Here is a 13,211-nt window from a genome sequence, read left to right as displayed (position 1 = left end):
TGAACGTCGAGGAATTGTGCAGGATTTGCGGCTGATACCGTACGATCCATCGGCGCAGCTGATTCGGATTCACGTCGTGATCCATTGCCGCACGAGCGATCGATACGCCAGGCCTTAGACACAGAGCGACAAGTTCCCGAACGGCATCCTCGTTGAATTCGCGTCGTCCGTCCCGTGCCGCGCGTCAAACAAGATGAGAGCCGTGCGTCAATCAGGATGAGAGTACTGTCGTTTCGGCAGCGGTGGAGGGCGTAGCCCGGAACCGCTGCCGAAACGCCGCGCCGAGGAGTCCACCCCGCTGCTGGGGTGCCTTGTCGGTGGTCGCGGTAAATCGGGTATGAACAGCTCTTCCATGTAGCGAAGGGAGGCTGAGTTGCCCGGCCGACACATCAACGACCATCAGATGAGGCTCTACATGAAGTACAGGCTCAAGGAAGGACCAGCTCAAGCGGCTGCGCGCGCCGGGTTCAGCGCCGCCACGGGTTATCGCATCGATCACGATCGGCGACTGCCATCGCAGAAGAAGGCACCTCGTCGGCGTCGGCGTCCCGATCCCCTAGCGGCAATCTTTGACACCGAGATCGTGCCGCTGCTCCAGTCCGCTCCCGGCATCCGGCCGATAGCCGTACTGGACGAGATGCTTCGGCGCCACCCCGAACTTCCGAGCAACGTGCGGCGCACACTGGAGCGCCGTATTCGTGACTGGCGTGCACTCCATGGCGAGGAGCAAGACGTTATGTTCCGTCAGGTACACGAACCCGGTCGTCTCGGGTTGTCCGACTTCACCGAGATGGGCAGCCTGGGCGTCACGGTGGCGGGTGTCGCGCTTGACCACCGCCTCTATCATTTCCGGCTGGCCTGCTCGGGCTTTGAGCACGCTCACGTCATTCTCGGCGGCGAGAGCTATGTCGCGCTGGCTGAAGGGCTGCAGAACGCCATCTGGGCACTCGGGGGCGCCCCGCGCGAGCACCGCAGCGACAGCCTGTCGGCGGCGTTCCGCAATCTCGATGCCGACGCGCGCAAGGATCTCACCACGCGTTACGATGCGCTGTGCGCGCACTACGGCATGCAGCCCACACGCAACAACCGTGGCGTTGCTCACGAGAACGGCTCCATCGAGAGCCCTCATGGCCACCTCAAGAGCGCAGTGCGCGATGCGTTGCTTCTGCGCGGCAGTCACGACTTCGACAATCTCGGTTCCTATCGCCGCTTCATCGACGTCGAATCAACGCGCGTAATGGCAAACGCATCGAGCTCGAGCGGGCACTGCTTCAGCCGCTTCCGGTCCAGCGTACGTGCGACTACGAGGAAACGCGCGTGTATGTCACGACCACCTGCGGCTTCGTCCTGCGCAAGGTGTTCTATACCGTCCCGTCACGGTTGATAGGACATCACCTGCGCGTACGGCTGTACGACGACCGGCTGGAACTGTTTCTGGGCGGCACGGCCCTGATGACACTGCAGCGCGGCCGCGCGGGTCCCAATGGCAAGCACGGCCACGTCATCAACTACCGGCACGTCATCCACGCGCTGCGCCGCAAGCCCATGGCGCTGCTCAACTTGGTCTACCGCGATCAGATCTTTCCGCGCGAGGCGTATCGACTGACCTTCGATCGCCTGCTTGAGCAGCTACCGCAGCGCCAGGCATGCAGTAAGCGTCGCGGCACGGCCGTCTTGATTCGCGCAATCAGAGACGCCAAAGTGGTTCCCACCACTTCATGAACTGAACCCCGAAGGTTGGACATCAACCCGAGGGGTTCATGAGAAAATATACTGAGCAAGCCAAGCTGGCTGCGGTTGTCATCGGCACCTGTAAATTGATACACGGTCGGCACTGAAGAATTGATACGCCTCGACGAAGGGATAATGGCCGCTTTGAGCGGCGATGATCTCGTACGAGGGATACATGCAGATCAGGATATTGCACAAGCAGGGCAAGAGCCTGCGTGCCATTGCTTGTGAGGTTGGCTGCTCCGTCAACACTGTGAGGAAGTATCTGGCGACGGAGGACGCGCCAACGTTTCGGCCCGCGGCGACTCCGCGCGAGTCGATACTGAAACCGTTCGAAGCCTATCTTCGGGAACGGATCGCGTCAGCGGCTCCGGACTGGATTCCAGCGACAGTTCTGTGGCGCGAGATTCAGTCGAAGGGATTCGATGGCGGCGAGAGGATCGTGCGCAAGTTCGTTGCCACATTGAGGCCCGCACCGGCGCCCGATCCTTTGGTGCGATTCGAGACTGCTGCGGGCGATCAGATGCAGGTCGACTGGGTCGAGTTCCGCAGGCGCAAAGGAGCGAATCTGTTCGCATTCGTGGCCACTCTCGGCTATAGCCGTGCGACCTACGTCGAATTCGTTTCCGACATGCGGCTCGATACTTTGCTGAGGTGTCACGTCAACTGTTTTAACTGGTTCGGCGGTGTGCCGCGCCGTGCGCTGTACGACAATATGAAGACCGTTGTCATCGAGCGGGATGCGTACGGTCCAAAGCAGCACCGCTTCCAGCCGGGGTTTCTCGACTTCGCCCGGCACTACGGGTTTCAGCCCCAGCTTTGTCGGCCCTATCGCGCGAAGACCAAAGGCAAGGTCGAACGGATGAACGGATATTTGCGCCGCAGTTTTTACGTTCCGTTGGCCGCTCAGTTCAAGGCGGCTAACGTCGAACTGGACGTGACGACCGCCAACACTGAAGTCTGGCGTTGGCTACGCGAAGTTGCGCATGTCCGGATACATGGAACAACCCGATTGAAGCCAGGCGAGCAACTGCCTGTTGAGCAGAAGGCCTTGCAGAGCGTACCGCCACCGTATCCGGCGCTGTTACCAGCAACGACACCGGCGAGCGGACAAGAGCTGCGCGAGCGATTCCACGACTGGCTGTCTCCGCTACAGCACCCGCTGTCCGTGTACGACCAGCGCCTTCATGTTCGTGCTTGGCTATCTCCTGGGCATGTTTCAGTCCGGCATCGTATCCGGCATGGGCGCTTGCTTTTCAGAATTGTTTCCGGCCCAGATCCGCGCGAGCGCAGGTGGGTTCTCCTACAACCTCGGGAGAGGTGTCGGCTCGTTCGCTCCCGCAGCCGTCGGCTTGTTGAGCGCTCGGTTCGGACTCGGGCCGTCAATCGGCGTGCTGGCACTCGGCTCATACGTACTCGTGTTTATCGGTGCATGGCTGATGCCGGAAACAAAGAACTCGAACCTGGAAACTGCCGTCTGAAAGCAGGCGGAATATAACGCAGTGTCTAAGACAGGAGAATCGGATGGAAGCAAATCTCGGCGGACGTGTCGCCATCATTACCGGAGGCAGCAAGGGAATCGGGCTGGCCGTTGCCGCTCGGATGAGTCAAAGCGGCGCGGACGTCGCGATACTCGCTCGCAATCGCGAGTCTCTGGACGAAGCGCGACAGCATGTGTCCAAGTTCGCACAAGGACGCATTCACGTCGTGTCGTGCGACGTAACGAAAGCCGATCAACTATCTGCCGCGTATAGCGAAGTAATGAGCGCATTCGGGAAGATCGATATCGTAGTCAATAACGCCGGAATGTCGCAGACCGGACCATTTGTTTCGATTTCCGACGATGTCTGGCAAGCCGACCTTGATTTGAAGCTGTTTGCCGCCATTCGCCTCACACGGCTCGTTTGGCCCCAGATGGTCGATCGCCGCTGGGGTCGCGTCATCAATGTGCTCAATATAGGCGCAAAGGCCCCCAAGGCGGCGTCAGCGCCAACGTCCGTATCTCGCGCAGCGGGCATGGCGTTGACGAAAGTGCTAGCCGGCGAAGGCGCTCCGTTCAACGTGCTCGTCAATGCCTTGCATGTGGGGCTCATCGATAGCGATCAATGGGTCCGCAAACACGCGCGATCGGAACGCGGCACCTACGAAGAATTTCTGTCTGAGATGGGGAAAAACGTGCCACTGGGCCGCGTTGGAACAGCCGAGGAATTTGCGAACGTCGCGTGCTTTCTCGCTTCGGACCTCGCCAGTTTCGTCACGGGAACCTCGATCAATGTTGACGGGAACATGTCGCCTGTCATGTAGCTCCAGAAAGGTGACGGCGACTGTACCGCCACAGTTTCAGGTTTATCCAGGTCAGACTTTAACGTTGAATATCAGGAAATCAGATGCGTCATAGCAAACGAAACAGATTCCGAACGTGGGTACTTCTTGCGGGAACGCTATTGTGCGCCCTGGCTCAAGCCGAACCGACTGCTGGTACGGTGTGGACTGAGCCCGTAACCGGTATGCAGTTTGTCTGGGTGCCAGGCGGTTGCTTCGATCAGGGCTCGACGGATGGCGCACGAAAAGAGGAACCTGTGCATCAGGTTTGCTTGCGCGGCTTCTATCTTGGAAAGTACGAAGTCACGCAGGATCAGTACGCGAAATTGATGGAAAGCAATCCGAGTGAATTCAAAGGCGCGCAGCGTCCGGTAGAGCAAGTGGCGTGGACCGATGCTGAGGCTGCGGCTCAGAAGTTGGGGAAGCTGAGCAATACGCAAATCGGCCTGCCAAGCGAATCTCAATGGGAATATGCATGCCGGGCCGGTCAGGCAAACAACACTTACTGTGGCTCGGGCGACATAGCCGAACTCGCCTGGTATTCGGATAACAGTAACGATAGCACTCACGATGTAGGCGGCAAGCGGCCGAACGCATGGAACCTGTACGACATGACCGGCAATGTATGGGAATGGACGCAGGACTGCTACAACAGCAGTTATCAGGGTGCCCCGAAAGACGGCAGTGCCTGGATGACAGGCGATTGTGATGACCGGGTTACGCGAGGCGGCGGCTGGAATCGGGCCGCATCACGCGCCCGCGTTTCTTACCGTGGTGGCGATGGGTCCGATCACAGGGACAACAATATTGGCTTCCGTCTGGCCAGGATCGTGCAATAAGTGAGTGTTGTGAGCCGTCGGCATGGGGAACTTCGCTTGCCTCCCGGAGCGGCTCGGAGCGGGTACTGGATGAACGCGCTGTACTGCATTCCGATAGGTGCGTGTTCTGATTGCGTCCGAACGAACCTTGTCTATCTCTGATTCGGGCTAGAGAGCACCGTTATTTTGATAACTACCCTTATCCTAATAGTGCCGTTTTTGCTCTAAACTTGCGTTCATGAAAACGCGTCTCCGATCGTCGGTCTCGGCGGCTGTCTCCCCTGCCGACACCGCCCTGCCTGATCAGCTCGATCTGCCTGAATTCCCGACGGCCGACGAACTGGCGGCGCTGCGCGCGTGGTCCGCCGGCCTCGCCTCGCGCGAAGCCGTCCAACGCTTCCTGCCGAACGAACTGGCGAAGTCGGCCCGCGGCGTGATCGGACGCATTCGCCGCCAGCTCGTTGACCGGGCGGACCAGATCAAGCGTGCCGACCTCGCGGACGTGTTGCGTCACCCCGTTGCATCGCGCGAGCAGCACGCGCAAGCAGTGTCGCAAGCGATCGAAGTCTTGCGGCACGCACGACCGCCGTTGCCCGACATCGCCGACCCCGTCGAGCGCTGGTTCTCGCCTCGCACGGTGCGCGCGCTCCACGCGTACGACATCCTCACCCTCGCTGACTTAACCGTGCGCATTCCGCGCCGGCGTCAGTGGTGGACCGTGATTCCCGACCTGGGTGCGGCGAGCGCGAAAGCCATCGAAGCATTCTTCGCCGCCCATCCTTCGCTCACCGAGCGGGCCCGCGCGTTGATCCTGTCGGAACCGCGTGGCATCGTCGTGCCGTGGGAGTCGCTCAAACTTCCGCATCAAGTCGATGGGTCTGAAGGTACCTTCCGGGCACCGGTCGCCACCTGTACCCTCGACGCCGGCAACGACTACGACGCGATTCACGCCTGGCTCTCGCTGCACGAGTCGCCGGCGACCCGGCGCACGTACCGGAAGGAAGCCGAGCGCCTGATCCTGTGGGCGATCGTGGAGCGCGGCCGCGCGCTGTCGTCGCTCACGACCGAAGATGCAGTGGCGTACCGCGCGTTCCTGCGCCGGCCGACTCCGCACGCGCGTTGGGTGGGGCCGCTGCGCCCACGCCATTCACCCGATTGGCGTCCTTTCGCGGGCGCGTTGTCGGCGCGATCGGCGGCACACGCGATTTCCATTCTGAATGCGCTGTTCCGCTGGCTGATCGACGAACATTACGTGTTGGCGAACCCATTCTCGGGCATCAAAGTTCGCGGGGGAACGGCCGCGGCGGCGCTCGATGCGTCGCGCGCTTTTACCGATGGAGAGTGGCAGTTGATCCGGACGATCGCCGATGGGTTGGAATACGCGTACGGCTGGTCCGCGCCCGCGGCGCACCGACTGCGGTTTTTGCTTGACTTTGGCGTGGCGACTGGCCTACGGGCGGGCGAACTCGTGGGCACCACGCTCCGGCAGATCGAGACCGATCCAACCGGCCTCTATTGGCTTCGCGTCACCGGCAAAGGGCACAGAATCGGCAAAGTGGCGTTGCCGCCGCTCGCCTGGAACGCGCTGACCACTTACTTGCTCGCGCGACAGTTACCCGTTTCCCGAGAGCGCTGGAAGCTCAACACGCCGTTGATCGGCAATCTGGACTCAGACACGAATCGAGCCATTAGCGGTGTTCGCCTCTGGGCTGTGATGAAGCGGTTTTTCAAGCAAGTCGCGCAAGCGCTCGAAGTCGATCATCCGCCACTCGCCGATAAATTGCGCGCAGCGACACCGCACTGGATGCGGCATTCGCACGCGTCCCTGGCACTGTCCAATGGCGCGGAACTCACGACCGTCCGGGACAACCTCCGGCATGCATCCATTGCCACCACCTCGATTTATCTCCATTCAGATGACGTGAAGCGAGCACGGCAACTCAATGATGTATTCGGCGCAAGGTATTCGGGCGAGTAGTCGATTTCGACCAAGCGGCCGCAAAAGAAGGACGTCACATCTATATGAGCGAGGCACGGGCTACGATGTGATTTTGTGGCTTAAGGAAGCCGTCGCGCTTCGAGCGTTCCGCCCGCCGAGATTATTCGTGCAGTCAGCCAACTCTTCGGCTCGCATGAAAATGGAGGCAGGCGTGCTCGCAATCGAACGTCTCGCCAGCAAGCAATCCAACTAATCGCTGCTGCGAAATCCGGCATACCGGTTAGCGCCATTGGTGTTACTCAATGTCTATGATTGAGAGTAGAGTGGTTGCCTGCGCGCATTTGCCTGACCGGGCGTGCAAAATTGCCTGTCAGGAACAACTCCGAGAAGAACATGGGCCGCCCTGAAGGCAATGACGATGAAGCTACAGCCGTCGAGCGCGTTGCAAACGCCGCACGGGAACTGCGGTCCGCATCGGCGGCCCTTGAAGCGCATTTGAACACGAGCGTCGATACTGCGATGCGGACATTGTCGCTGGCTCGCGTCACTGCCGCGTTCAACGATTTACAGGCAGCCCGCGACGCGCTCGACCAACTTCTTGCGCGCAAGAGGCTTCACTGACCCCAGAGGTCGAGGCTGCGAATCCTGTCGTTCTTATGGCGCCTCCCTGCGTCGCCACTAAAACGGCTTTCGCGCTGTTCAATGATTCGAAACGCACCGCTTCACTTTCCTGTCTTGAGCCGGCGTGCTCCCCAAGGCATCATCTCCCTGCGTTCTTGCATGGAGCGCGGTTCATTGGCCCGCCGAAATTCAGCGGGTCTCTTTTCGCAAGTTGTCCTCGAGGCTATCGAGTTTGCGAGGCAAACGGGTTGATGGGCTGCACCTTCTTGGGGTCCTTCACCCGCTCGAGCATCTGTACCTTTCCCCATTCTGCCACCATCGACTCCAGACCCCGAACGACCTTTGATTCGAGTGCTTGAAGTCCAGAGTCGCCCTGGAGGTTCGCGCTGAACGCAGTTTGAAAGCGGTACTGGAAGTAGCCCGACACTTCAGCGATTCGCTCCGGCGCGTCGGAATCGGCGTAAATGACGGACTCGGGCGAGAACGGGTCGTAATAGACGACGTTCGGGAACTCGGTGTTGATGCAACGCGCGGCTCCTCGCTGACCAACAACGACCTGACAAGCTGTATCGAGCCTTTCATGCCTTTGGGTGTTTTGAACACCCAGATGCGTTTGGGCAATCGCCCCGCAAGTTCCACGAGCTTTGCGTTCTTCGAGCCGAAGTAGCCGACTTCGCCATTCTTCAGGTTGGTTTCGAGCTTTTGCCAGTAGTAGAAGATGTCCATTGACCAGGGCCTGCAAAAACACCGATAGATAAAATTAAGGGGAACACGTGACGACCACAATTCAAGCTGGAGTCGTCGCATTCCGAGAATGTTGTATCTTATCTTTCCGACCAACTGGACTCGTGACCACATTCGATGGACCTTGACTACGTAAAGTTGGACATCGAATGTCCGGGCTGCGGGTTTCACAACGAAATTCGATATCGAGACGCCAGGCTTCGAGATGTCGTCATTTGCCGTGGGTGCAAGGGAAATATCCGGCTCGAGGACAGCATGAACGAATGCCGGAAAGCACGACGAGAGGTGAAGGCAGCCATGGACCGACTCGTCAAGGAATTCTCTGCTCTCAATACAACCATCAACATCAAATTCTGAAGATGGATTCCCATTACCTTCAGCAGCAACGCTTCTTACTGCAGAAGCGATTCCGGCGCTTGAACTCGGTCAAGGACTATCGTTTCTTTCACAGTCAACTGGTCCAATTTTGGAATTTCCTTCATTCTGAACCTTTGTTTGAAGGGATTGTGGCGCGTCTAGATGCCGAAGGCGAGACATACGAAGAAGAGCTCGACGGAATGCTAACGGGCGATACATTGTCCGGGTTCTCGACGGAAAAAGAGCTCGCCGAGTTCTGCTTTCGCGTCGTTCAGCACTGCGCGGCGCAGCCTCTTGGCCCAAAGCATCCTGAGCTCAACATCGGTCGACTCCTCCACAATTCCAGCGAGCCAGAGGGAGCGTTGGAAGGCTTCATCGAACACTTCGTTGAGCCGCTCTATGAGTTTATTGACGAGTCCTTAGACGGACAGGCAGCAGTTCTATCGCTGCTCATCAAGTACAAGAAGCGAGCCGAATGGTTCGAGCGCGAGCGTCTGCACGCTCTTGTGCAGGACGGTGAGCGGGAGCTGGCAACGGACCTATACGCTTACCTCTTTGACCAAGGGCTCGACTTTCACATTGAGCCACAATCCGCTTCAGGAATGGCGGACCTTGTGTCCCCGGAGCTCGTTCTGGACGCGAAGATTTTTAGCGGAGAGTCAAGCCGCGGAAAGCGCAGCATCACCAGTGGCTTCAATCAGCTACTGACATACACGCGAGACTTCCACCAAGGCGTCGGGTATCTCGTCATCTATCGGATTTGCCCGGAAGACTTGCAGTTCGAATTTGCCACCAGCGACATGTTGGTCCCGTTCCTATGCGTCGGCGGGAAGACGCTTTACCTACTGGTCATCGACATCTGCGACCACAAGTCCTCTGCGTCGAAACGAGGACCATTGAAAGCGCACACCATTTCAGCTCGAGCTATGCACGAAGCCATTGCCGAAGTTGGTCTAATGGATTCGGCGGAAGCTGTTGCCAACGAAACAATACCATTGCGTGCTGGCGACGGTCCCGCAGGCTCCTGACATCCCCGAAAACGGGGTCCGAGGATTGCACGCATTGTGCGGCCGCCCGTGCACCGCGGCGGCGGGCGGTTTGTCGTAACACACTGCACGTGCGAGGTCGTTCAAATTGTGCGCCCTGTGTAGACTTTGATTTTTCTCATAGGTACTGGTGCGCATGAAGAAGAACAAACGGCAGTCGTTTGGCGATGACAGAGCGAAGAGTAATCCATGGGAGGACGACCGGCTGGGAGTTTCGCCTCTTGCTAAGCGACTGGCAAAAGTCATCTCCGCCATCGATGCGCCGAATGGTTTCGTCATCGGCGTCAACGGCGCATGGGGTGGCGGCAAGTCGACGCTCCTCAACTTCACGTGCACCTATCTGCAAAAGTACAGGGAAGAAGCCGAAGCTGAGGCGGACCGGGTTCACCATATTGATTTCCGGCCGTGGATGGCCTCTGGACACCAAGACCTCGTCGCAGCGTTCTTCAAGGTGCTTTCGGAAACGGTCGGGCCTCGGGAAAACGTGCTGAAGCGCGTTTGGCGCAGACTCGTGAGTCGCTTCGGTGGGTCAAGCGATGCCGTCTTGGATGCAATTGCGAAGCTCGCGGTTGTCGCCGATATTGGCATCTCACGAGGGGCCGCAACGGGCGTTGTGAGCATCGTCAAGCAGCCGCTGAAGCAGAAGCTCGATGAGTTCCTGAAAGAACCTTCGTTGCAGTCAGCACATCGCGAGCTCGCCAAGCTGCTCGGCGAATCGGGGAAGCGCTTTTTGGTCACAATCGATGACATTGACCGGCTCTCGAAGCCAGAAGTGATGTCCATCATGCAAATGGTTAAGACGGTTGGGCAGCTTCCCAATGTTGTCTATCTCTTGGCGTATGACCGGAGCAAGCTACACGACGCGTTCGACGAAACGGATACGGCGAGCGGGCCGCGATACGCCGAAAAGATCATTCAGCACGAAATCGAACTGCCATATCCGACCCGCAACTCGCTGCTGTGCATGCTCGATTCGGAAATAGCGTTTTTATTGAAGGCAATCCCGAGTGACATGCGCTGGGTCACGCTTCGAATGCACGGCGTGCATCGGTGGCTTCTCAAACCGCGAGATGTTCTTCTTCTCACCAACGCGTTGAAGTTTTCATGGCCAGCGCTCGAAGGCGAGATTGACCCTGGCGACTTGCTAACAATGGAGGGGTTGCGGCTATTCGAACCGGACGCCTGTTGCTTTTCGCCGTAAAGGGGCCGGGTGTTTTCGGCGCAATGGCGCCAGCGAAAGGCGCCTGATTCGGGGCTCGAACGGGGATCAAGAATCCTTGTTTTTACCTCCTTTCGCAAGTGCTGATTTGTTGCTCTCGGGCATCGGGCGTGGAACACGGTAGCTCTCGCCGTCGAGCACGACGCGGTATGCCGCGTGTCGCAAGCGATCAAGCGTTGCAGCGCCGAGCATTTTGTTGGTCGCGAACGCGTCGCCCCATTCCGTAAAATCCAAATTACTCGTTAAGACAGTCGATGTACGCTCGTACCTCTCGGCAATCAGATCGTGGAAGTCTTCGTCTTCGGGCGTGCGCATGGGTTTCAGTCCAAAGTCGTCAATGATGAGCAACGGCACCTTGGCAAGCGCCTGGAATCGCCGTTCGTAGGAGCCCACGGCTTGCGCGTTGCGTAGCGTGCTGAGAAGCCGGGTCTGAGTCATGAACAGGACATCGTGACCTTGCCGGGCGGCGGAGTGGCCCAGTGCCTGCGCCAGATGGCTTTTGCCCGTTCCGCAAGGACCGGCGATCAGCACGCTGACCTTCTCAGCGATGAAGCGACAGGTCGCGAGATCATGGACGACGGCGCGATTAAGATTGGGTAGCCGGTCGAAGTCGAAACCTTCCAGTGTCTTCTGTCCACGGAAGTTCGCGCGGCGCATGCGGGCGTCGAGCTTTCGATGATCGCGCCGTGCGATCTCGTCCTGGATAAGCAACGTCAGGAAATCGGTATAGGCGAGCTTACGGTCGATGGCTTCACGGTTGCGTGCTTCGAGCGTGTCGAGGATGCCGGACAGTCGCAATTGCTTAAGTGAAGACGTGAGTTCGGGAATTGGATTCATGTTCAATGGATCAGGAGAGTCTGGGTATCGCGGCAGAAGCGGCCGCCGTGGGTGTAGGTGGTCGCGCCTGATTCAACAGGTTCGATCGACAGCGAGGTCTGATCGAGGCCTTTCTGCAAGATCAGCTTGACGGCTTTGTAGCTCGGCGTGCCGAAGTGATTCGCGCGACGGCAGGCCGCCTCCAGGCGCGATGCGCCGAACTGCTGAGCGAACCGCAGCACGCCCTGGACGGCGCGCAGCTTGATGAGAACCTGATCGCCGAAGAGCGAGTGAACAAGCGCGTAGCATGACGGCCCGATACGTTGTGCTTCTCTCAGACACCATTGGGTGTCGTGCAGTTGCCAGGCCTGTGCTGCTGGCGGCATGTGATCGGCCACAGTGATACGCGTTCCTGGCGTAGTCTGGCGGACATGCGATGCCGACAGTTCGTGCTCGTAGTAGAGCTGCACCATGTTGGCGGTCGCCTTGAGCCACAGATCTTTACCGGCAAGCCGGAACGGCACAGAATAGTAGGCGCGCTCGAATTGCACATGGGCGTCGCGATGGACCTTCACGCGCGCCCAGGTTGCCAGCTCTGGCGGCACATCGGGAAGCGGCTGCAACAGCGCCTGTTCGACATCCTCGAAACGCTTGAGCGGCACTTCGCGGGTCGTGCCATGCGTCCGGGTGCTGGCCTCGTGCATCACCCAAGCTCGTGCTTGCCGGTTGGCGTCGTCAAGATCACGGAATTCGCGAAGAGGAAGGAAGCTCGACTTCACGTATTTGACGCCCGACTCGACAATTCCTTTTTTAGCCGGGTCCCTCGGCGGACACGGATCGATCTTGAACAAATACCCTTCGGCGCATTGCGCATAGGCCCGCTGGACTTCGGGTTCGTAGATACAGGCCTTGACGATGGCACACTTGGGGTTATCGATGATGACGCGTCCCACTACGCCGTTGAACCATTCGAAGGCGTGACGGTGACATACCAACCATGTGTCGACGCTCTGATCGCGGACAAACTCAACGTATTGATGCCGCGACCAGCACAACGTCATCACGAAGAACCACGTCTTGTGGACCTCGCCGGTGTGTGCATCGGTGATGGTCGGACCTGCGCCGAAATCAACTTGCGCGGCTTCTGCGGGTTTGAACTCAAGCCGCATCGGAACATCCGGCGTGAGCTCCGCCTTCAATTGCTGAAGTAGCCTGTAGACGGATGAGTAGCTTCCCGCGTAGCCGTGGTTGCGCACCAGCGCGCTGTGAATCGTCGTGCCGGGGACGCCCGCGTCGTGCCACTGGGCAATCTGTTCGCGCCACGGTTCGGCCGACGAGATACAGCTCGCGGGCAGGAACTCCTTGTGGCTGAACGCTGTAGCAAGCTGCGCGTCATCCGGCAGAGCGTTGTCCGGAGAAAGCCACCCGCGCTCGGTTGCGATCTCCCGCACGGCTGCCAGCTTCTTACGGCCCATGATCTTCGACCGGTCGATATCCCGGTCGGAGTCACCCTGGCGCATTCGCACCAGAACCTGTCGATATTGGTACATCTCGAACTTCCTCTTCAAGCCACCCTCCGGAGCAAATGCGTGCCGGCA

At 58.9% G+C, this 13,211-nt stretch carries 9 protein-coding genes and 3 pseudogenes; 8 read left to right on the top strand and 4 right to left on the bottom strand.

Annotated elements, in window-relative coordinates; translation table 11 throughout:
• Window positions 1-19: 19 nt before the first annotated feature.
• Window positions 20-175: pseudogene (locus P9292_RS43080) on the bottom strand (transposase); the annotation flags it as partial.
• Between the two features lie 228 nt (window positions 176-403).
• Here P9292_RS43080 and istA (P9292_RS02020) point away from each other — a divergent pair.
• From istA (P9292_RS02020) to P9292_RS01995, 6 genes and pseudogenes are all read left to right on the top strand, one after another.
• Window positions 404-1,650 (top strand): annotated as a pseudogene (gene istA / locus P9292_RS02020) (IS21 family transposase); the annotation flags it as partial.
• 235 nt (window positions 1,651-1,885) lie between these two features.
• Window positions 1,886-2,917: pseudogene (gene istA, locus P9292_RS02015) on the top strand (IS21 family transposase); the annotation flags it as partial.
• A 338-nt stretch (window positions 2,918-3,255) separates the two neighbouring features.
• On the top strand, window positions 3,256-4,035 hold the full coding sequence (locus P9292_RS02010) for an SDR family oxidoreductase (RefSeq protein WP_309957869.1): 780 nt from the start codon (window positions 3,256-3,258) through the stop codon (window positions 4,033-4,035).
• A 203-nt stretch (window positions 4,036-4,238) separates the two neighbouring features.
• Entirely contained in the window at window positions 4,239-4,892 is a 654-nt protein-coding gene (locus P9292_RS02005; RefSeq protein WP_309957867.1) for a formylglycine-generating enzyme family protein, read from the top strand.
• A gap of 217 nt (window positions 4,893-5,109) precedes the next feature.
• Window positions 5,110-6,849 (top strand): site-specific integrase, encoded by a 1,740-nt coding sequence (locus tag P9292_RS02000; protein ID WP_309854333.1) that lies wholly within the window; start codon window positions 5,110-5,112, stop codon window positions 6,847-6,849.
• A 288-nt stretch (window positions 6,850-7,137) separates the two neighbouring features.
• Complete coding sequence (locus P9292_RS01995; RefSeq protein ID WP_309957865.1) at window positions 7,138-7,431, top strand: hypothetical protein; 294 nt, start codon at window positions 7,138-7,140, stop codon at window positions 7,429-7,431.
• Between the two features lie 223 nt (window positions 7,432-7,654).
• Here P9292_RS01995 and P9292_RS01990 read toward each other — a convergent pair whose 3' ends face one another.
• Window positions 7,655-8,173 carry a hypothetical protein gene (locus P9292_RS01990; RefSeq protein WP_309854327.1) on the bottom strand — a complete coding sequence of 173 codons (519 nt, stop codon included), beginning with the start codon at window positions 8,171-8,173 and terminating at the stop codon, window positions 7,655-7,657.
• A gap of 265 nt (window positions 8,174-8,438) precedes the next feature.
• On the opposite strand from P9292_RS01990, the gene P9292_RS01985 reads away from it, so the two are divergent.
• Window positions 8,439-9,560, top strand: coding sequence for a hypothetical protein (locus P9292_RS01985; protein WP_309854323.1), 1,122 nt, complete (start codon window positions 8,439-8,441; stop codon window positions 9,558-9,560).
• Between the two features lie 154 nt (window positions 9,561-9,714).
• Window positions 9,715-10,779 carry a P-loop NTPase fold protein gene (locus P9292_RS01980; protein ID WP_309854319.1) on the top strand — a complete coding sequence of 355 codons (1,065 nt, stop codon included), beginning with the start codon at window positions 9,715-9,717 and terminating at the stop codon, window positions 10,777-10,779.
• 66 nt (window positions 10,780-10,845) lie between these two features.
• On the opposite strand, the gene istB is transcribed toward P9292_RS01980, so the two are convergent.
• Entirely contained in the window at window positions 10,846-11,634 is a 789-nt protein-coding gene (gene istB / locus P9292_RS01975) for an IS21-like element helper ATPase IstB (RefSeq protein ID WP_309957863.1), read from the bottom strand.
• Between the two features lie 2 nt (window positions 11,635-11,636).
• Window positions 11,637-13,163, bottom strand: a complete 1,527-nt coding sequence (istA, locus tag P9292_RS01970; protein ID WP_309957917.1) for an IS21 family transposase — start codon at window positions 13,161-13,163, stop codon at window positions 11,637-11,639.
• Between the last annotated feature and the right edge of the window lie 48 nt (window positions 13,164-13,211).

It is taken from the genome of Caballeronia sp. LZ001 (assembly GCF_031450875.1).
Taxonomy (GTDB): domain Bacteria; phylum Pseudomonadota; class Gammaproteobacteria; order Burkholderiales; family Burkholderiaceae; genus Caballeronia.
The sequence above is the reverse complement of the archived record's forward strand: the minus strand, read 5'-3'. Positions and strand labels throughout refer to the sequence as shown.